Origin of the sequence: Lactobacillus hamsteri DSM 5661 = JCM 6256, from assembly GCF_000615445.1 — a bacterium.
In the GTDB taxonomy this organism is placed as follows: domain Bacteria; phylum Bacillota; class Bacilli; order Lactobacillales; family Lactobacillaceae; genus Lactobacillus; species Lactobacillus hamsteri.
This window is the reverse complement of the sequence record NZ_BALY01000010.1, coordinates 37,410-56,179: the sequence shown is the minus strand read 5'-3', so window position 1 is coordinate 56,179 and position 18,770 is coordinate 37,410. Positions and strand designations below refer to the sequence as shown.

Genomic DNA, 18,770 nt, shown 5'->3' with positions numbered 1-18,770 from the left:
TTTTCTCAGTGCTTTTTTGATACTTAATGTTTTATTGATGGTATTGACCTGCTTCTTTTAAATCATTATTGATAATTTTCATTGGATTAAGCCAAGTGCCATTATTTTTCCACCAATTGCCACATGGATCACCATGTTTATCAATATAATGCTTATCAGTTTTAGTTACGCCTAAGTGAATATGAGATCCAGTTAATTTTCCGATCTTTTGACCTAATTTAACATGTTGGCCTTTCTTTACATAAATATCGTAATCATTTAAAAAGCCTTCTTGATAAATTTCAACGTAACCGTCTTTACTGATAATCCACACATAAAGCCCCATACCTGGACGATAATGAACTTTATGTACTATACCATCATGAATAGCTAACACAGGAGAGTGACCAACTTCAGAGAAGCCAAAGTCGAATCCATCGTGGAAATAACTTTTTGGTTTTGTTCTTCTCATGACATCAGTTTCGCCATATTCTTGGCCGGATTTAAAGGCGATTTTTTTCTCATAGAGCCGTTTAAACGGATAGCCCCATGTAGCAATATGCTTCTTTTTTGCTTTATGTACTTTCTTTTTAACACGAGTAACTTTTCCTTGTTCGTGAGTAAAGTTGTAAGTGTGTTTTACCAATGGGACGCAGGCGATTCCTACGATAATAAGAATAGTAATTAATAATAGGCAACCGCCTTTTTTCTTTCTTTTAGTCATTAGAACAATTCATCTCGCTCTCCATCTAACATATGCTCGTCAATATTTTCATCAAAAAATACTGGTAAATCATGATCAAAATTATAAGCGAGCTTTTCATGTTTCAATTGCTCTTTATCCATCCAAGTTAGAGTTCCCTCATTAGAAGCTTTAACTTGACCAGAAAATTTAGTTGCTATGTAAAAGAAGACAAGATAGCGATTGCCATCATGATCATAAAACTGCTTAACACCAGTTAAATGTGGATCATAGATGGTTAAACCCGTTTCTTCTTTTATTTCTCTAACGACTGAATCATGAAAAGATTCATGCTTTTCAACGTGTCCGCCAGGGAAGGTAAGCCCAGGCTAAACCGGATCATTACGATTTAAAACTAAGACTTTATTATTCTTAGTAATCATACACATATTTGTTAAAGTTACGGATTCTGTACGACTCAATATTATTCACTGCTTTCTTAGTTTTAATTGTAACAAAGATTCTTTATTTTTTAATTATAATTCTTACTTTTAATATGCTAAAATTCTATATAAATACGGATAAGTGAGGAAAAAATGAATTTACGTTTAAATACTTTAGCAGAAATGGTTGATCCTGGTGCGAGAATTGCTGATATTGGTACGGATCATGCTTATTTGCCAATTTTATTAGTGAAAAATAATAAAATTAATTACGCAATTGCTAGTGATATTGGAAAAGGACCTTTAGAAAATGCTAAGGCAGATATTAAGGAAGCAGGCTTAGAAGAAAAAATCGATACCCGCCTTGGTGCTGGCTTAGTAACTGTTAAAAAAGAAGACAATGTTGACACTGTTGTAATTGCCGGAATGGGTGGTAAGCTCATGAGTGATATTCTTAATGATGATTGGCTAAAAGGATTTCACTTTGATACTTTGGTTTTAGAGCCCAATGTTGGTGAAGCCGGTGTTAGAAGCTGGTTAATGATTCATGGCTATGAAATTGTAGAAGAGCATCTTATAGCTGAAGCAGGACACACTTATGAATTGATCAAAGCCAAATTGGTTAATAAGGTTTTGCCTTTAACTGAAAAGCAGCTTTTCTTTGGTCCATTTATTTTAAAGGAAAAGAATCAAGTTTTTAAAGAGAAGTGGGCCGGTCAGCTTGTATATCATGAAAAGCTATTGAAAAATCTGAATAAGGCTAAGAAAAAGGATATTGAGAGAATTCATCATATTGAATTTGAAAATAAAATGATTAAGGAGGAATTAGATGACTAAAGTTAGAGATATTGTTGAACGATTGAGACAAGATTTTCCTGAAGAAATCGCTAGTCAAGGTGATCCGGTAGGGATGCAGATCGGTTCAATGGATGCAGAAGTGAATAAGGTGATGACTACTTTGGATGTTCGTCCACAAGTGGTTGAAGAAGCCGTTGAAAGGGGCGTAAACTTTATTGTTAGCCACCACCCCGTAATGTTCCGTCCAGCACGCAATTTAGATTTTGCAGATCCACAAAATGCTATGTATGGCAATCTTATCAAGAATGGAATTACTGTTTATTCAATTCATACTAATTCTGATAAAGCACAAGATGGTTCTGCAGATTGGCAAGCCGAAGAATTAGGTTTGAAGAATGTTCAACCATTTGCGCCGGATGATGATGGCATTGCTATTGGCCGCAAGGGTGAACTTCCAAAAGAAATGTCTGCTTATGATTTTGCGTACTATGTCAAAGAGAAGATGGGCATCAAGATGGCTCGTTTAATTACCGCAAGCAATGATAAGAAGATTAAGACCGTTGCTTTTATCTGTGGCGATGGTGGCAAGTTCTGGCATCGTGCTGTTGATGAAGGCTTGGATGCATTTATTACAGGTGATGTTTACTACCATGTTGGTCATGATATGATTTCTTCCGGTTTAACAGTGGTTGATCCAGGTCACTATACTGAAAAACTTTTTAAATACAAGGTTTATGACCGTTTAAAGAAGTGGAATGAAGAAAATAATTGGAATGTTGGTGTTGAGCTTTCTGAAGTATCAACCAATCCTTTCCAAGATTTGTTTTAAAAAATAAAGGAGTAAAACATGGAATATCCAAATTTATTACCAAGATTTTTAAAGTATGTTCAAGTGAATTCACGTTCTGATGAACATTCAGATCGTTTTCCTTCAACTGAAGGAGAAGAAAACTTCCAAAAGAATGTTGTAATGAAAGACCTCGAAGAATTAGGCTTAAGCGATATTCACTATAATCAAAAAGCAGGTTGCGTGATTGCAGAAATTCCTTCTAATGTTGATTATGAAGTTCCTGTAATGGGCTTTTTAGCACACTGTGATACTGCGGACTTTGAATCAGAAAATGTTAAACCACAAATTCATGAAAATTATGATGGTGAAAGCAAGATTCAGCTTGGCGATTCAGAATTTTATCTTGATCCAGAAGTTTTCCCACATTTGAAGAATTATAAGGGACAAACTATTATTACTGCATCTGGTGATACGCTTCTTGGTGGGGATGACAAGTGTGGTATTTCAGAATTAATGACATTTGCAGAATACTTAATGAATCATCCAGAGGTTAAGCACGGTAAGATTCGCTTAGCCTTTACACCTGATGAAGAAATCGGTACAGGTGCCGAACACTTTGATGTTGAAGATTTTGGCGCGGATTTTGCCTTTACTGTTGATGGTGAAGCACCAGGTAAGCTTGACTGGGGAACTTTCTCAGCAGCACAATTTAGCTTAGATATTCAAGGGGTTAATGTGCACCCAGCTGTAGCTAAGGGCCAAATGATTAATGCCGTTCAAGTAGCTATTGACTTCCAAAACCAACTTCCTGAACATGATCGTCCAGAACATACTGATGGTAGAGAAGGGTTCTTCCACTTGATGAAGTTAGATGGTACAGTTGATCATGCTCATATGGATTACATTATTCGTGACTTTGAACGTGATGGTCTTGAAGAACGTAAGGACTTAGTAAGATCTATCGTTAAGAAAATGAATGATGAATTCGGTACTGAACGTATCACCCTTAAAATGTGGGATCAATACTACAACATGGCTGATGAACTTAAGAAACACATGGATATTGTGGATTTAGCTCGTGATGCTTATAAGGCGGAAGGATTAGAAGTTAACGAAGATCCCGTTCGTGGTGGTACAGATGGTTCACAATTAACTTACATGGGTCTTCCTTGCCCTAATATTTTTGCAGGTGAAGAAAACATGCACGGCCGTTATGAATACACTGTTTTGGAATCAATGTATAAGACGGTTGACGTCATGATTAAGATGGCAGAATTGAATGCTGAACGTGCAAAAAACAATTAATAAGTGAAACAAAAATTGATAAAAATGCATAATTTGCGTTAAAAATATAAGTCTGGATGATGCTGAAATAATAGCTTTTCTAGGACTTTTGGAAAAGCACAAAAAGTTATGCACTTATATTATTGTGCTCTAAAATAAAGTCGATATTCCTTGTAATATTAGGAAATATTGGCTTTTTTATTTTTCAAAAAATAGATTTATAAAATTGTGAAACAAAAACAATATTTTCTTGCTCATTAGAACAAAATATAGTACGATAATAGTGTAATAGATAAATAATACAGTAATCAGAAGGTGATTAAATGGAATTTAAAGATAACATTCCAATTTATCTTCAAATTGAACAGTATCTTTATCGAAAAATTGCTTTAGGCGAGCTTAAAGCAGGGGAGAAGATTCCTTCTGTTCGGAAATTGGCACTTGAATTGACTGTTAATGTTAATACAGTACAACGGGCTCTTCAACAGATGAATGATCGAGGGATTCTTTATACTAAGCGCGGTGAAGGTAATTTTGTTACTGAAGATACAGAATTGATTAATCAAACCAAACAAGATTTGATTGACAATGAATTAGAAAATTTTGTTCAAAGTATGGAGAAACTTGGAGCCGAAGGGGATAGTTTGGTTTCGATTTTAGACGATTATTTAAGACGGAGGGGTAAAGAAGATGAGTGATAATGTATTAGCAATTAAAGATTTGAGTTATAAAAAGAATCAAAAAACAATTCTGCATGATGTTAACTTAAATTTGGACCAAGGCAAAATCGTTGCTCTTTTAGGTGAAAACGGTGCTGGTAAAACTACGCTTATGCGAATTATTGCTGGTGTAGCAAAAAATTATAAAGGTGAGGTAGAAGTAGACGGCACCACTAAAGAAGCCGACAGAAAGGCTAAATTGTCCTTTACAGATGGATTAAGTGGCTTTAGTGATTCAATTAAAATTCAAGAAGTAGTTGATTTTTATATAAATATTTTTAATGATTTTGATGAAAATGAATTTGAAGAATTACGTAAATTCATGAAGCTTGATCCTGAAATGAAGCTTTCGCAATTATCACGTGGGATGCGTGAAAAATTAATTATTGCATTAACTTTTTCTAGAAAAGCGGATTTGTATCTTCTTGATGAACCATTTGGTGGTATTGATGCAATGGCTCGTAAAAAAATCATTAACTCAATTATCATGTGGAAAGATGAAAAGGCTACAATTTTGATTTCTGATCACTTTGTTAATGAAATTTCTACTTTGCTTGATGAAGTAGTTGTTGTAAAAAATGACACTATTTTAGAACATAAAACAGCTGATGAAATTCGTGAAAACCATAAGAGTATCGAAGAATACTATGAAGGTTTGTACGAAGATGATGATGAATAAAACAGCAGAAGAGGGAGGAGATACATATGACATCATTTTGGACTTTATTCAAGGAGTTTTTTAAGCAAAAGAGTAAACCTGCATATTTAATTTTTGTTATTCAAGCTGCGGCTGCGCTTGTAACAGTAATAATGACAATGTTTTCTAGTGAGATGCAGAATCCACAGATGTTTGGAGCAAAAATCAATGTAGCAGTTGCATGGTTTTTAGCTTTTGTTGTTACTTTCTTAGGTTATAGTTTCTTTGCAGATTTTGCATATTTAATTATTACTTCAAGAAGCAATGAAAAGATTAATCGTAGTCAAACTTGGCGCTTAGTACCAATGAGTAATGGAAAAATGTATATTTGTAATACATTAAGCTCATTTGTAAGTTTAGTTTATTTGGCAGTTATGCAAGCTATTGTTGGTTTAGTAGGTGGCTTGGTTATGTATGCGTCAAGCAGTGACCTTAGAGAAGAGTTAGCAAAAGCTATTCATCATGAAGCTACTGTTGATCATTGGCAAGATGTTAATTTTGGCGATTTATTCTTGCTTCTCTTGTTTATGGTGTTGCTTGGATTGTTATGGTATGTTGTAATTTCATTCTTGCATTTTACAACTCGTGCAGTTATTGATTTCTTACCATTTATTTCAAACAAATTTGTGATTTTTGTTATTAGAGTTGTGGTCTTGGTTGCGGTAGTTTACGTTTTGAGTAAGGGAATGGGCTTTATTAGTGAAATTGGTAATAATCCATTATTCTTAACTGACGATTCATTTGCATCTGATATTGGAGTAGGGGTAATTACTTTATTAATTATGAATGTTGTTTTGGGAGCATTAAATTATATTTTAATCGATAAATTCGTTGAAGCTAAGCAAAACAACTAGGGGATGATTATAAATGACTAACTTTAATAAAGTATGCGGACAAATGTTTCGTCAGAAAAATAAGTATGTCAAATGGCTTTTAATTATCCAGCGTTCGTCATCATCTTTCTCCCAGTCTTTTTTCTTTTTAATAAATACTCCAAAAATGAGCCATGGATGCTTTTTATGGAAGTAGCCGTTTATTCGACAGTATTTTTAGATATTGTTTTTATGATTTTGGCTTGCTATAAAAATGAAAAGATTAATTTTAGCCAAACATGGCGCTTAATTCCTATTTCAAACAAAAAGTTCTTTTTAGCTAATTTATTGAGTACATTTTATAACTGCATTTTGATATTTATTCCGCAGGTGATTGTAGTTTCAATATTCTGGAGTTTGAGTTCTCCAAATAATTTCACGGAATTGTTTGGAGAAGTTTTGATAACACCGCTTTATGACAATAAAATATTTTTTATTCTCGTAACTTTAATAGCAATAGTATTAGTAATCCAAACATTCATTAGCTTAGTAAATTTTATGTCGAACATAATAGCAGAGTTTGTTTCTATAAAAAACTCTAGGGTAATTAGATGGTTTTTAATGGTAACTTTTGTAATAGTAGGAGCATACTTAGCAATAAAAATTACTGATAGCATGGCGTTATATTTAGATAAAGTCATTAATAATTCTGTTGCATCTAATTTAGTAGGGAAGAAAAATTATTTAGAAGATTATACAATTTCAATGTTGTCAACATATCTATTACCATTAGAAATGCTAATTGGATCAATTATCTTTGGTGGGATGGACCTATGGTTAATTGATAAGTTCGTTGAAGCTAAGCAAAACAACTAAAGATCTACGATAAAATGTAACTGAAATTGAAAAATTGCAGAATCAATTAGCTTTAGAGCAAGATCTAGATCAAAATACTTTGGATTTATCAGATGATAACTATATTCAAGGTAGAATTTTAAAGGTAAAATATACTTTTTTATATAATGAGGCCCGTCATCGAGGCACAAGATTTAGTGGTATCACTAATGCGATCACGCAGTAAAATTTAAGTCCCTTTATGGGACTTTTTTTATTTTATAAATTAAAAATTGCTAGGGCTGTTAATCTCTATGAAACTTCTGTAAAATAGACCTATGGAGGATTTTATGAAAGGTTATTTTGCCAGATATTAAGTTGTGTGGTGATAATGCTGCGATGATTGGTGCCGCCGCATATAATCTTTATAATGATGGTCAATTTGCGGATTTGACCTTAAATGCTGATCCATCACTTGAATTGCCATATGCTAAGAGCATGTTGAATTAAAAAATTAAGTTTGTTTTATAATAAAAATAAGAGTGAGCAGATATGGATATCTGGTCACTCTTTATTTTTTATTAAGTTTTTAACTCGAATATTTTAAATCATGTTCATTGAACAAAGTAAGTAACGTTTTTAATAGTTAAGGGATAAATTATGGAAATTGCAGAAGGATTAAAACAAATAAGAAAAATGTTGGGTCTTAGTCAAGAAAAAATGGCTGGCAATGTACTAACTAAATCATATTATTCCAAAATTGAACGAAGAGAATTTGAAATCAAGGCTTGTGACTTGGTAGCAATTTTAAAATTACATGACATAAAGCCTTCCGAATTTTTTTCAATGATGGAAAAGAAAATGAAACAGTCTAAATATGATTATTATATAGATATTTTGCGAAAGAGCTATTATAGAAACGATTTAAATACAATACAAAGAATAATAAACAACTTGAAAGAAGAAAAACAGGATAGAAAAACTAAAAGTCTATTAGCACATGCAATACTATTAAAAACTAATTTAGAAGGAAATATATATCAAATATCAACATCGCAAAAGAACTTTATTAAGAAATTAATTTTTGATGTTGATAACTGGGATAAATATAGTTTACGCTTATTTTCAATGGCTATGAATTTGTTTGAAATCAATGAAATGAATACAATAGTTCAGTCAATTTTAGATAAGTACAAAAGAAGTAAAGACGATAATTTTTCAAAATTTGTTCCTGCAATCTTGGTCAATTTTTTAGATTATTCGTTTGGTTCTGGTAATGAAGATACTAAAATTATTAGACAGGCAATAGATCAATTAAAACGAGCAGAAACCATCCCTCAAAATTGTTTTACATTAATAATGGGAAAATATTATGAAAGCCTATGGAATAAGGATTATAGGAACGCACAAAAAATAATAGATTTCTTGCACCAAATAGGAATGAATGATTTTGTTGCTAAAATGCATAAAAATAAAAAATGAGTCATATATGACACTTTTACAATAACATGAGATTTAAGTTTATATAATAACCACATAAAATTTGATAAGAGAGGTGAAGTTCAATGGGCCCTTGGTTTCCATTATAAAAAGTAAAAAGGTTAGAAAAGAGAAAGAAGGAGTATATTATGAAAAAATCAAAGAAATTAATTGCAAGTTTAACTGCTACCTGTGCAGCCGTAATGTTATCTACTTCACCAGTTTTGGCTGCAACAGTATATGAACATGGTGGCGTCTGGAATTATGGTGTAGGTAAAAAATATGTTTGGTCTTATTACTCACATCATCGCTTAACTCACAAATCATCAGTAGAAGGCAAATACTATTCAAGTAGTGGCTGGGTAAGTCCAGGAACTGAAGCAAGAGCTTCTGCTGAAAAAGCACAGCACGGTAATAAAAGTTATTTCGATGTAGAGTAAAAACAGGCGCACACTTTTAATAGTGCGCGCTGTTTTATATGGTGGTGAAAAATGTATCGAGTTTGTAAATCTGTTCTATTCATAATCATTTCAGGTATATGCTTAATCTCAATCTTATCGGTATTTAAAGAATATGATCAAGAATCTATTCCTAATGCAAACACAGAAATTACTATTACAACAGATAGTCCCAACCAATCTAAAAAACAAGTATTTTCAAAATTACAGCAAGCAGCAACTCACGGAAACTATCAATTAACTTTAGTTAAAGTGAGGAGAATTAATAATAAAATTAGTAAAGCTGTTTATAATTTTAATTCTAAATTGTCTAATTCTTTATCAATATTTAGAGACGAGTATGTTCAAACATTAAAATATAAAACGCTACAGTTACAAGATCTTAGAGGTACTTATTATACTACCGCCAGTTCTACTCAACTTACTAAGTTAAAGCTGATATTAGATAAAGCTAAAGTTAACTATAGTGTCGCTAAAATTTCTAAACTAACTATTTTAGAAAATAGTGAAATTATTGAAGAATACTTACCAATCATTTTAAGTATGCTAAGCATAGTCTTTATTATTATGGTAATTGAAAAGGTTTCACATTTTAAAAATTATGCGGTACTAAAACTAAACGGTTGGTCATTTCGACAAATTATATTTAAAGATTTAAAGCAGTCATTTGTGTCTTTTTCTATCTCATGTGTATCACTATTTATTATTTGTATATGCTATGCCTTAATTAAGGTAAATCCTATAAATATATTAGAAGTAATTATTTATAGTTGGGGATTAATAGTACTAATTGGTTTAATTCTAGGTTTATTAGACTTAATTTCTTATCCTGTTTTAGTATTAATTAATATTCCTACAGCAATCAAAGGGCAAACGTATACTAAAGAAATAATAACAGTTGGCTATATTTTAAAAATAATCTTAATAGCATTAGTAGCAATAAATATATTTGCTTTTCAAAAAAAAGTTACAGACTATATTCAAGATCAAAAGATTATGAAAATGTGGATTGACCATCATAGTGGTTATGTTGTTCAGTATTCAGCAATTGATGATAATATTCCTTCTGAAGAGAAAAAAGTGGAGCAGCTCACGAAGCACTTATTAAATAAAAGTGAAGGTGTTATTATTTCAAGTAATAATCAGCAATATAATCCAAAACCACGTGATATTTCACCTACAAATGGTAATGTGATGATTGTAAATAGGAATTACTTAAAATATAACCGTTTAAAAACAGTAACCGGAAATATTATTGAGCCTGATTTAAATCCCAATGTTATTAGCATCTTAATTCCTAATAATCGTATAGATCAAAAAGGCGCTTTTAAAAAGCAATTAGCTTCGTTTGTTGTTTTTCAACATAGTCTTATGTCAAGAAAAAACCATGTAAAAACGCCGAAGTTTAATTTTATTACTTATAAAGATAATCAAAAAATTTTTAATTATACTATTGGATCGGAAATTAAAGATTCTATTTCTATGAATCCTATTATTGTTGTAGACAATAAATTTTTATCTCCAAACTTTTATTTTGCAGCTGTCAGTCGAGGAATGATTCAGTTTTCAAATCTATATGAGTTAGAACGAAATATATCGGAACTTAAATTAACGTCCTACATTTATGGAATTACTGATGCTAAGACTAGATTATCAAATTTTAATATTAAGCTTTCACGTCAATTAATGACGATGATATTGACAATACTATTATCTATTAGCCAATTAATATTTATTATTTTTTTTATTAGTCTTGCATTTCTTCAAAATCAACGACAAAGAATGGCAATTAATAAAATTTTTGGAGAATCAAATAAGTATATTATTTTAAAATTGCTTTTATTTAATGTTTTAATTGATTTAATTGTTGTTCTTGTATTAGCTTTAACTCAAATGAACGATTTGATGCTTTGTGTATATATGATTCCTTACTTAATAGTAGAATCTATTGTCATTATGTTGTTAACTCATTATGCACAAAAAGATCTATTAGTAACTTTAAATCATGGTAATTGAGGATGAGTTTTTATGATTAAAGTAAAAAAAATAAACAAATGTTGGGGACAGAGAATTATTTTAAAAAATGTCTCTTGTGAATTAAAAAATGGTACTAGTTATGCCGTTATTGGCAAAAGTGGAGCAGGTAAGACAACATTCTTGAATATTTTAGGTGGTTTGGAAACTGCAGACTCTGGAGAAATATTCATAAATGATCATAAAATGACGCCAAAAAACTTACCAGTTTTACGTCGTAATAGTTTCGGATTTGTTTTTCAGAATTTTGGTTTGATAGATACTGATTCAGTTAGAGATAATCTTTTGATAGGATTAACAAATCAGAACCTAAATAAAGATCAAATAGATAAAGCTATACAAAAAGTCTTAAATAATCTTGGACTCAATCGACTTTCACTTAATCAAAAAGTTTATACCTTAAGTGGTGGAGAACAACAAAGAATTGCTTTAGCAAGAATTATTTTAAAAAAACCAAACATAATATTTGCAGATGAACCAACTGGGTCATTAGATCCTGAAAATTCACAAGTAATTTTGAAACATTTGTTAAATGACTTTAACAAGGACAGTACTATTTTAATTGCAACTCATGATCAAAATGTATGGGAAAAGTGTGATTATCTCATTCAAATTAAAAATCAAGGAATTAAAATCACAGAAAATGTAAATTAGGAGAATATACTTATGTTAAAGGCTAAAAAAATTATTATTGTATTGGTGATTATAGTAGCATTGTTAATGGGCTTATTATTAATTCATAATTCCTATACTGATAGGGTTAATCCCTTCATTCCAAAAACTATTAGTTATGCTAAGGTTAATAAAGGTACACAAACTTATCATAATGTTACGTTAATAGACCCTAAAAACGGAAAGAAAAGTAATTATAAGCTTAAAACCGTTGGAGGATATGATCCGGATGGACAATATATTTTAATCAAACACAAAGGTCAATATGTACAAGAAATTAGATACATTTCCGAAAAAATGTTTAATAAAGCTGTAAAAAAATAATTTTTTAATGTGTCTGGGAAATAACTAATTCTCGGACATGAAAAAAAGAACGATGATTTCCTAATGGATTTCATCGTTCTTTTCTATACTTTAAGCGCCTTCCTTGATATTATTGAATCACCACAAAACAAAATTGAAAGAAGGCAATCTCAATGTATCAAAATTATACCACAGGCCAAACTGTTTTAACACTTAATCTGGACTTTACTATATCTAATAATCATTTAGCCAACACGATCAGCTGCTTCGTTGATTCTATTCCAGAAGATGTCTTGCTGGGTGATACCGCTAAAACTGGACGACCTGCTTATCATCCAGCCATGATGCTTAAAATTTTGCTTTTTGCTTTTATCGATGGTACTAAGATCGAAGCTGATGCCAATCGCTATAATCCTAACTGGCAGTATTTAAAAGAAAAAACAAAAGAAAGTTCTCCAAAGTCCTGAAGGCAGACACATCTACAGCATGAGAAAGTATGATGTGGAGCCAATTTTTGGACATTTGAAGAACGTTTTTGGCATGCGCCGAACTCATTTAAGAGGCAAAAAGAAGGTCGAAACAGATGTTGGAATAGCCTTCGTGATGATGAATTTAAGCAAATATTGGAATAGAAGATGGTCAAAAGACTAATTTTCTGTGTTCAAAAATAAAAATAGAGAGAAAAAACGATCAATCAAACTCAAATTAAGAGTTGAATTGATCGTTTTTCAGTATCTAAGGGTTAGTTATTTCCCAGATACATTTTTTATGTAAAAATATAATAAAAGATTGTTACTAAATCTTAAATTAAAAAATAAAACAAAAAGGCCACCGAAGCTATCCGCTTCAGTGGCAAGCCATCAGCAATTAAGCATTTGCAGACATGTAATCATAAAGTTGATTTACTTCCTCATCAGTAAATGCACCATCGCCAGTCTTCATTGCATGAACCTTTTCAACTGAAAGGTGACTAGCAAATGCTAAATCAGTATCATTAACATGATGCTTAACTTGATAATCAATAATTGCGTCTGATAATTCTTCTTGTTGATTCATAATTATCTCTCCTTACAATTAATTTTACCATAAATTCTTAATCGTCAAGACTGAAATCAATTAGAATATTTGCCACTGGTTAAGAGGCCAGTAACGCCATTTAACTTCGCCAACAATTGCTTTACGTTTTACAAAACCGAAATAACGTGAATCTTTAGAAACATTACGGTGATCGCCCATTACAAAGTAGGAGTCTTTAGGTACACGTCGACGCAAAGTAAAGTTGTTAGTATATAATTCACCTTGCTTATGAGCTTGGGTTTCTAAAGAATTATGCAAATATGGTTCAGCGACTTTTTTACCATTAATGTAAAGCGTGTCATTTTTTGAAGTAACCATATCACCAGGAAGCCCAATAACCCGTTTGATATATAATGCATTCTTTTCATCAGGCGCTTTTAAAATGACAATATCATTGCGTTTAAGATTAAAATATCGTAATGCAATGATTCGATCCTTATCTTGAAAGGTAGGCTGCATGGATGGACCTGATACAGTTTCATTTGAAAAAACAAAGCTGAACAGCAGATAATAAATTCCTATGATAATTGCCATAATAATGATAATATCAAGGATAAATCTACCTAGGCTTTCATCTTCTTCGCTTTTATTTTTAGAATTTTCTGCCATAAAATCGCTCCTTTTTAATGCTGTACTTATTATAACTGATTTAAATGGCATTGAATGGTAAAATCATTATTAAGGAATTACATTACTATGACGAAATTTTTGCAAAGATTAAATCAATTAGATAAAGAATTAAACAATGATAGAATTCATAAACAAGTAAGTGAAATTAATAATATTGTTGCTTATGTCGATAAAAAAGTGCCGATTGAAGAAGCACCAGAGCATTTAGGTTTTTATCCAGATGAAGTGGAAGAATTAATCTATTCAATTGGAGTAGATAAAAAGGCACAAATCAACGCTATGAATCATTTGTTAAATAGCGTTAGACAGTTTTTATCGTTAAAGTATGGTATTTGGTCATTACCAAATTTAAAAACGGCTAAACTAATTTCTGAAACATTTAACGTTAAATCAGTTTTAGAAATTATGGCAGGTAATGCTTATTGGTCAAAGACTTTTCAAGAAGTAGGAGTTGAGGCAATTGCTACCGATTCATTAGAATGGGCTAAAACTTCAACAACCGGTCGAGACTATTTTACAAAGGTAGAGGATCTAGATGCAGTTAGTGCTATAAAACGGTATCGAGATATTGATCTCATTATTTGTTCCTGGTCGCCAAACTTTGGCCATAGTGACCTAGATGTCGTTAATGCTTGGAAGGACTATAGCCATCACAGCAAATTGCTTTTTATTGGTGAAAAAGAGGGCGCAACTAATTCACCAGAATTTTGGCAACAAATGAATTTTGTATCTTCAAAAGAAATGAAAAAAATCAATCATTCTTTTGAAAGCTATGATTTTATTGATGAAAAGGTATATGAAATAGAAAAAATATGACTTGGAAAAAAATAACTTTAATTTTTATCGTATTTTTAACATTTATTGGAACTGGATTGATTCTTTCTGACGTGCAATCTCGAGAGGCCGATCAACTTCTTGAAGCTCACGGTCTCAGCAATAATACTCGCTATTTTAAAACCAATAAAGAAGAAACAATTAGTGATTTTTTAAAATATATAAACAACCATTATCGTAAAGAGAAGATTCAATTACATTTCGATAATGAAATTGAGCAAAATCAAGTATTAGTGTGGGCTAATCGCAATATGATTTCTTTACCTACAGATAGTGGGCGTTTCTTTTCATTAGATGATTTTTCTGGAAAAGTTTCCTTTGCAGTTTTAGGACCTAATGCACAAATAAAAGTCATGGAAACTCAAGGTAATAAATATATTCATAATCACAACCAATATTTCTCGGTAATTGGTGATTTGAAAAATTTCCCACAGATTGAACAAAGCAAATATTATTTAAGTACCGGCATAGATCAACCGACTGCTCAAGGACAATTAAAGAATTATCGCATTATCGTTGATTCATCTACTCGCGTTATTAAAAAAATTGCACGTCATTATCATGCTAAACTTCATACACCAGAGTTTGTACGTGATCACCAAATCCATAGTTTTTCTGTAGTCAAAGAAATTTTGATTATTATGACTCTTTGGCTAATTGCAATGATTTGTAATAGTTTAATTGCACTTTTGCATTGGCGTCAAATTAAGTTAACCCATCTAAAAGGAAACTTATTAGGCAATTGGTTCATTAATCGCTCGTTAAGATTAGCTTTGATTGAAATTTTGCTTTGTGCAATTGCATATTTCTGTTTAAGTTGGTTTTCCTTCTTTAAAGGAATGGATCATCTAATTTTATTATTAATTGGTAATTTATTAACCAGTATCATTGCTTATTTGGCAACATGGGTATTTTTAGATAAAAGAGAAGAAAAGGGAGAGAAAATTAATGCTTAATTTGCCAATTGAATTTAAAGATAAATATCAAAAGTTGCTTGGGAATGATGAAGCTGAGAAAATGTTTTCGGCAATGGATCAAGAAAGCAAAAAGGCTTATCGTATTAATCCGCTTAAATTTGAAAATAATGTTTCTTATGATAAAACCGAAGAAGTTCCAGATATTCCTAATGCTTTTTATGGCGAAGTTTCTGGACAAGATCCAGAATGGGTTAGTGGCACTGTTTATTCCCAAGATCCTTCAGCAATGTTTCCAGCATGGATTGCTAACGTTCAAGCGGGTGAGAAAGTTTTAGATTTGTGTGCAGCTCCCGGCGGTAAAAGTACGGCCTTAGGACAAGCTTTAAAAGGAGAAGGCTTGCTTGTTGCCAACGAAATTTCTGCTAGCCGCGTTAAGGCTCTTCGTGAAAACATCGAACGATGGGGCATTAGTAATGCGCTCATAACGAATAATGATTCTTTTGCTCTAGCCAAAGTTTTCCCACAATTTTTTGACAAGATCTTAGTTGATGCTCCATGTAGCGGAGAAGGCATGTTTAGAAAAAATCCGGAGGCTATTGAATATTGGTCGCCCGAATATGTTCAAACCTGTCAAGATCGCCAACAGGAAATTCTTGAGCAAGCCGTTAAAATGCTTAAGCCTGGTGGAAAATTAATTTATTCAACTTGTACATTTTCACCAGAAGAAGATGAAGAAATCGTTAGTTGGCTAGTAAAAAATTACAAGATGGAAATTCAACCAATTACCATGATTAATTCAGATAAGGTAAGTCATGGCCGGCCTGAATGGGGTAGTGTTGATCATCTCGAAAGAACCTTACGTTTTTGGCCACAAGACAACTTAGGTGAAGGACAATTCGCAGCAATTTTAAAAATGCCTGGTGAATTAGGCAAGGAAAATTCGAAAAAGAGTAAGAAAAAGAAGAAAGATAAACGTAATAATTTATCTCTAACTAAAGACGAGAAAGAATACATTGCCAAAGTCCTTGATAAATTTAACTTACCAAAGGAAATCTCTGATTGGCAAAAGCGAGCCTTAGTGAGAAAAGATCATGTCTTCATTCCAGCTATTAGTGAACAAAATCTAAAGGGATTGAACATTGTAAATGATGGTTTAGAATTAGGAATTTTGAAAAAGAAACGCTTTGAACCCGGACATCATCTTGCCGAAGCTTTAGGCCAAGTAGAACAGAAAAATGTAATTAATCTATCTTCTGAGGAAGATTATATGAGTTATCTTCATGGCGAAACCGTAAAAGTTGATACAGATTTACGTGGATTTGTATTAGTAGCTTTTAATAAGATGATTTTTAGTTTTGGAAAAATTGCTGGTAATGGTGTACTTAAGAACTTTTATCCAAAGGGATTGAGAATTTTAAAAAAGGATTAGGGAGAAAATATGATCAAATTAATTGCTTCAGATATGGATGGTACTTGGTTGAGAGATGATAAGACTTATGATCATGAGATGTTCTCACGTGAGTTTAAAGTGATGCAAGAACGTGATATTAAATTTGTGGTCGCTAGTGGAAATCAATTTGAAAATTTGATTAAACGTTTCCCTGAAAATGCAGATAGAATCTATTTTGTAGCAGAAAACGGTGCCTTAATTGCTAAAGGAAAAGAATTACTCCATACGGATGCTTTATCTCAAAAAGACTACCAAATTACGCAAGAAGTAGTACATGATTATCCATATCCAGCCGTGGTTGAGGGCCTAAAATCAGCATATATTCGTCGCAGTGATGGTGAAGATTATTACCAAGAAATGCATAAATATTTTGCTGAAATTACTTTGGTCGATGATTTTTCAGAAGTTAAAGATAAAATTTTTAAGGTTAATATGACGTTGCCTATTGAAAAGACGTTGCCAACTATTGATGAATTAAGAAAAAAATATCCAGAAATGGGCTTCGTAGCTGGAAGTGCTGATTCAATTGATATGCAAACTAAAGGCATGAACAAAGCTGTAGGTTTAGAATACCTAGGTAAGAAATTCAACATTTCAGCTGATGAAATGGTAAGCTTTGGAGATAGTGGCAATGACGTAGGGATGCTTAAATATACAGGTAAAAGCTTTGCTACAGGCACGGCAATGCCAGAAGCTAAAGAAGCTGCTGATGAAGTAATCGGGACTTGCAACGAAAGTGCCGTTCAAAAAGAAATTTTGAAGTTACTTAATATTAATTAATTTATTCAAGAAAAATAAAATAAGCATTCAGCTTTTTGGGCTGAATGCTTATTTTTATATAAATATCAAAAATTATGTTAAATTAATTGGTCAATTGTATTTTTAAGCGGAAGATCATAATAGGTTTTAATTTGCGTTAAATATTTTAAATCATTTTGACCATAAATAGCGAGTAACCCAACTAATTCTTGTTTCCAATTTTGAATTAAAGAGAGAAGTCCTTCTTGGCCATCTTGCATATATTCTTGTAAAAATACATTAGCAATACCAACATATTTTCCACCTAAAACTAATCCTTTTAATACATCAAGAGGATTACGTACACCGCCAGATACGATGAAGTTAGCACCGGCTTTTTTTGCCATGAGGGCGGTCACTACAGTAGGTAACCCTAAATCTTCTAAGTAAGAAACATCAAAACTATTTCTGCCATTTTCAATTTCAGCAAAATTAGTCCCACCACTGCCCGCAATATCAAGAAGATCAAAACCATCACTTTTTAAGGTTTTGATAGTATGGCTATCCATGCCAAAACCTACTTCTTTAACAATAATTGGCACGTCAACCGTATTACGAATTTCTCTCATATTGTCTAGCCAGAGAAAATTACGTTCTCCTTCAGGCATAGCGATTTCTTGAACAGAATTAATGTGAATTTGAAGAGCATCCGCTTGTAAGTCATTTACAATTCTTTGAGCATCTTGTGCTGGAGTGGCAGGGTTCACGTTAGCAATTAATACGCCATCTGGATTTTCTTCTCGAGCAGTATAAAAGCTTTCGAATTGTTCCTTCTTTTCTTTTATTAAAATGCTAGCTGAGCCTAATGCCATAGCTATATTAGTTTGACACGCAATTTGCCCTAATGCCTTATTAACTTTGTATGATTTTTTTGAGCCGCCTGTCATTGCATTAATAAAAAATGGAGCGGACACTTTTTTACCGAACATGTTTGTTTCAATAGAATGCAAATTAACTCTTGTTTCAGGAAGAGCAGGGCGCAACAAGTGCATTTGATCAAAATTATTTTGTTTTTTCTCATTAAAAAACATCTGCTAATGCCAGATGTTCTTCTTTTCTTTCAGATCTTTTTGACATAAA

General features: G+C 32.1%; 20 protein-coding genes and 5 pseudogenes. 20 read left to right on the top strand and 5 right to left on the bottom strand.

All coding sequences use genetic code 11. The annotated features are described in order from the left end of the window. Nucleotides 1-31: 31 nt before the first annotated feature. Both JCM6256_RS04000 and JCM6256_RS10495 read right to left on the bottom strand, forming a co-directional pair. Nucleotides 32-703, bottom strand: a complete 672-nt coding sequence (locus JCM6256_RS04000; protein ID WP_025080510.1) for a M23 family metallopeptidase — start codon at nt 701-703, stop codon at nt 32-34. Beyond that, nucleotides 703-1,143: pseudogene (locus JCM6256_RS10495) on the bottom strand (8-oxo-dGTP diphosphatase). Before JCM6256_RS10495 ends, JCM6256_RS04000 begins: the two are co-directional and overlap by 1 nt. A 114-nt stretch (nt 1,144-1,257) precedes the next feature. Between JCM6256_RS10495 and JCM6256_RS03990 the strand changes: the two are divergent. The 16 genes and pseudogenes from JCM6256_RS03990 to JCM6256_RS10840 form a co-directional block, all read left to right on the top strand. Further along, nucleotides 1,258-1,941, top strand: a complete 684-nt coding sequence (locus JCM6256_RS03990; RefSeq protein WP_025080508.1) for a tRNA (adenine(22)-N(1))-methyltransferase — start codon at nt 1,258-1,260, stop codon at nt 1,939-1,941. Then, entirely contained in the window at nt 1,934-2,731 is a 798-nt protein-coding gene (locus JCM6256_RS03985) for a Nif3-like dinuclear metal center hexameric protein (RefSeq protein ID WP_025080507.1), read from the top strand. The genes JCM6256_RS03990 and JCM6256_RS03985 overlap by 8 nt, the downstream gene beginning before the upstream one ends. A gap of 18 nt (nt 2,732-2,749) precedes the next feature. Further along, on the top strand, nt 2,750-3,997 hold the full coding sequence (gene pepT, locus JCM6256_RS03980; RefSeq protein ID WP_025080506.1) for a peptidase T: 1,248 nt from the start codon (nt 2,750-2,752) through the stop codon (nt 3,995-3,997). Nucleotides 3,998-4,299: 302 nt separating this feature from the next. Continuing rightward, nucleotides 4,300-4,674 carry a GntR family transcriptional regulator gene (locus JCM6256_RS03975; RefSeq protein ID WP_025080505.1) on the top strand — a complete coding sequence of 125 codons (375 nt, stop codon included), beginning with the start codon at nt 4,300-4,302 and terminating at the stop codon, nt 4,672-4,674. Further along, nucleotides 4,667-5,374 carry an ABC transporter ATP-binding protein gene (locus JCM6256_RS03970; protein WP_025080504.1) on the top strand — a complete coding sequence of 236 codons (708 nt, stop codon included), beginning with the start codon at nt 4,667-4,669 and terminating at the stop codon, nt 5,372-5,374. The genes JCM6256_RS03975 and JCM6256_RS03970 overlap by 8 nt, the downstream gene beginning before the upstream one ends. Before the next feature lie 26 nt (nt 5,375-5,400). Further along, nucleotides 5,401-6,246, top strand: a complete 846-nt coding sequence (locus tag JCM6256_RS03965; protein ID WP_025080503.1) for a hypothetical protein — start codon at nt 5,401-5,403, stop codon at nt 6,244-6,246. Between the two features lie 165 nt (nt 6,247-6,411). Beyond that, the gene (locus JCM6256_RS03960; protein ID WP_155833151.1) at nt 6,412-7,080 is read left to right on the top strand and encodes a hypothetical protein; all 669 of its coding nucleotides are present in this window, start codon (nt 6,412-6,414) and stop codon (nt 7,078-7,080) included. Between the two features lie 25 nt (nt 7,081-7,105). Continuing rightward, on the top strand, nt 7,106-7,285 hold the full coding sequence (locus JCM6256_RS10490; protein ID WP_081778537.1) for a YaaL family protein: 180 nt from the start codon (nt 7,106-7,108) through the stop codon (nt 7,283-7,285). 107 nt (nt 7,286-7,392) lie between these two features. Beyond that, nucleotides 7,393-7,548: pseudogene (locus JCM6256_RS10555) on the top strand (tRNA (adenosine(37)-N6)-threonylcarbamoyltransferase complex transferase subunit TsaD); the annotation flags it as partial. Nucleotides 7,549-7,698: 150 nt separating this feature from the next. Further along, the gene (locus tag JCM6256_RS09655; RefSeq protein ID WP_025080501.1) at nt 7,699-8,520 is read left to right on the top strand and encodes a helix-turn-helix domain-containing protein; all 822 of its coding nucleotides are present in this window, start codon (nt 7,699-7,701) and stop codon (nt 8,518-8,520) included. 146 nt (nt 8,521-8,666) lie between these two features. Further along, on the top strand, nt 8,667-8,957 hold the full coding sequence (locus JCM6256_RS03945) for a lactococcin 972 family bacteriocin (RefSeq protein WP_025080500.1): 291 nt from the start codon (nt 8,667-8,669) through the stop codon (nt 8,955-8,957). A 51-nt stretch (nt 8,958-9,008) separates the two neighbouring features. Further along, nucleotides 9,009-10,991, top strand: coding sequence for a bacteriocin-associated integral membrane family protein (locus JCM6256_RS03940; RefSeq protein ID WP_025080499.1), 1,983 nt, complete (start codon nt 9,009-9,011; stop codon nt 10,989-10,991). A gap of 12 nt (nt 10,992-11,003) precedes the next feature. Beyond that, nucleotides 11,004-11,663 carry an ATP-binding cassette domain-containing protein gene (locus JCM6256_RS03935; RefSeq protein WP_025080498.1) on the top strand — a complete coding sequence of 220 codons (660 nt, stop codon included), beginning with the start codon at nt 11,004-11,006 and terminating at the stop codon, nt 11,661-11,663. A gap of 12 nt (nt 11,664-11,675) precedes the next feature. Further along, a complete protein-coding gene (locus tag JCM6256_RS03930; RefSeq protein WP_025080497.1) occupies nt 11,676-12,005 on the top strand; it encodes a YxeA family protein in 330 nt (109 codons plus the stop codon). A 152-nt stretch (nt 12,006-12,157) separates the two neighbouring features. Beyond that, a pseudogene (locus JCM6256_RS10845) lies at nt 12,158-12,355 on the top strand (transposase); the annotation flags it as partial. A gap of 33 nt (nt 12,356-12,388) precedes the next feature. Further along, a pseudogene (locus JCM6256_RS10840) lies at nt 12,389-12,758 on the top strand (transposase); the annotation flags it as partial. Nucleotides 12,759-12,851: 93 nt separating this feature from the next. Here the strand turns inward: JCM6256_RS10840 and JCM6256_RS03915 are convergent. Further along, nucleotides 12,852-13,040, bottom strand: coding sequence for an LBP_cg2779 family protein (locus JCM6256_RS03915; RefSeq protein ID WP_025080495.1), 189 nt, complete (start codon nt 13,038-13,040; stop codon nt 12,852-12,854). Between the two features lie 60 nt (nt 13,041-13,100). Next, nucleotides 13,101-13,670, bottom strand: coding sequence for a signal peptidase I (lepB, locus tag JCM6256_RS03910; RefSeq protein ID WP_025080494.1), 570 nt, complete (start codon nt 13,668-13,670; stop codon nt 13,101-13,103). An 87-nt stretch (nt 13,671-13,757) separates the two neighbouring features. On the opposite strand from lepB, the gene JCM6256_RS03905 reads away from it, so the two are divergent. The 4 genes from JCM6256_RS03905 to JCM6256_RS03890 are packed head-to-tail and all read left to right on the top strand — an operon-like array spanning nt 13,758 to nt 17,672. After that, nucleotides 13,758-14,507 (top strand): hypothetical protein, encoded by a 750-nt coding sequence (locus tag JCM6256_RS03905; RefSeq protein ID WP_025080493.1) that lies wholly within the window; start codon nt 13,758-13,760, stop codon nt 14,505-14,507. After that, nucleotides 14,504-15,481, top strand: coding sequence for a hypothetical protein (locus JCM6256_RS03900; RefSeq protein ID WP_025080492.1), 978 nt, complete (start codon nt 14,504-14,506; stop codon nt 15,479-15,481). Before JCM6256_RS03905 ends, JCM6256_RS03900 begins: the two co-directional genes overlap by 4 nt. After that, a complete protein-coding gene (locus tag JCM6256_RS03895) occupies nt 15,474-16,871 on the top strand; it encodes an RsmB/NOP family class I SAM-dependent RNA methyltransferase (RefSeq protein WP_025080491.1) in 1,398 nt (465 codons plus the stop codon). Before JCM6256_RS03900 ends, JCM6256_RS03895 begins: the two co-directional genes overlap by 8 nt. A 9-nt stretch (nt 16,872-16,880) precedes the next feature. After that, complete coding sequence (locus JCM6256_RS03890; protein WP_025080490.1) at nt 16,881-17,672, top strand: Cof-type HAD-IIB family hydrolase; 792 nt, start codon at nt 16,881-16,883, stop codon at nt 17,670-17,672. Nucleotides 17,673-17,749: 77 nt separating this feature from the next. Here the strand turns inward: JCM6256_RS03890 and fni are convergent. Continuing rightward, nucleotides 17,750-18,767: pseudogene (gene fni, locus JCM6256_RS09650) on the bottom strand (type 2 isopentenyl-diphosphate Delta-isomerase). Nucleotides 18,768-18,770 lie beyond the last annotated feature (3 nt).

Coding starts and splice junctions, on each gene's coding strand:
- JCM6256_RS04000 (WP_025080510.1), bottom strand. CDS start 703: ATGACTAAAAGAAAGAAAAAAGGCGGTTGCCTATTATTAATTACTATT.
- JCM6256_RS03990 (WP_025080508.1), top strand. CDS start 1,258: ATGAATTTACGTTTAAATACTTTAGCAGAAATGGTTGATCCTGGTGCG.
- JCM6256_RS03985 (WP_025080507.1), top strand. CDS start 1,934: ATGACTAAAGTTAGAGATATTGTTGAACGATTGAGACAAGATTTTCCT.
- pepT (WP_025080506.1), top strand. CDS start 2,750: ATGGAATATCCAAATTTATTACCAAGATTTTTAAAGTATGTTCAAGTG.
- JCM6256_RS03975 (WP_025080505.1), top strand. CDS start 4,300: ATGGAATTTAAAGATAACATTCCAATTTATCTTCAAATTGAACAGTAT.
- JCM6256_RS03970 (WP_025080504.1), top strand. CDS start 4,667: ATGAGTGATAATGTATTAGCAATTAAAGATTTGAGTTATAAAAAGAAT.
- JCM6256_RS03965 (WP_025080503.1), top strand. CDS start 5,401: ATGACATCATTTTGGACTTTATTCAAGGAGTTTTTTAAGCAAAAGAGT.
- JCM6256_RS03960 (WP_155833151.1), top strand. CDS start 6,412: ATGGAAGTAGCCGTTTATTCGACAGTATTTTTAGATATTGTTTTTATG.
- JCM6256_RS09655 (WP_025080501.1), top strand. CDS start 7,699: ATGGAAATTGCAGAAGGATTAAAACAAATAAGAAAAATGTTGGGTCTT.
- JCM6256_RS03945 (WP_025080500.1), top strand. CDS start 8,667: ATGAAAAAATCAAAGAAATTAATTGCAAGTTTAACTGCTACCTGTGCA.
- JCM6256_RS03940 (WP_025080499.1), top strand. CDS start 9,009: ATGTATCGAGTTTGTAAATCTGTTCTATTCATAATCATTTCAGGTATA.
- JCM6256_RS03935 (WP_025080498.1), top strand. CDS start 11,004: ATGATTAAAGTAAAAAAAATAAACAAATGTTGGGGACAGAGAATTATT.
- JCM6256_RS03930 (WP_025080497.1), top strand. CDS start 11,676: ATGTTAAAGGCTAAAAAAATTATTATTGTATTGGTGATTATAGTAGCA.
- JCM6256_RS03915 (WP_025080495.1), bottom strand. CDS start 13,040: ATGAATCAACAAGAAGAATTATCAGACGCAATTATTGATTATCAAGTT.
- lepB (WP_025080494.1), bottom strand. CDS start 13,670: ATGGCAGAAAATTCTAAAAATAAAAGCGAAGAAGATGAAAGCCTAGGT.
- JCM6256_RS03905 (WP_025080493.1), top strand. CDS start 13,758: ATGACGAAATTTTTGCAAAGATTAAATCAATTAGATAAAGAATTAAAC.
- JCM6256_RS03900 (WP_025080492.1), top strand. CDS start 14,504: ATGACTTGGAAAAAAATAACTTTAATTTTTATCGTATTTTTAACATTT.
- JCM6256_RS03895 (WP_025080491.1), top strand. CDS start 15,474: ATGCTTAATTTGCCAATTGAATTTAAAGATAAATATCAAAAGTTGCTT.
- JCM6256_RS03890 (WP_025080490.1), top strand. CDS start 16,881: ATGATCAAATTAATTGCTTCAGATATGGATGGTACTTGGTTGAGAGAT.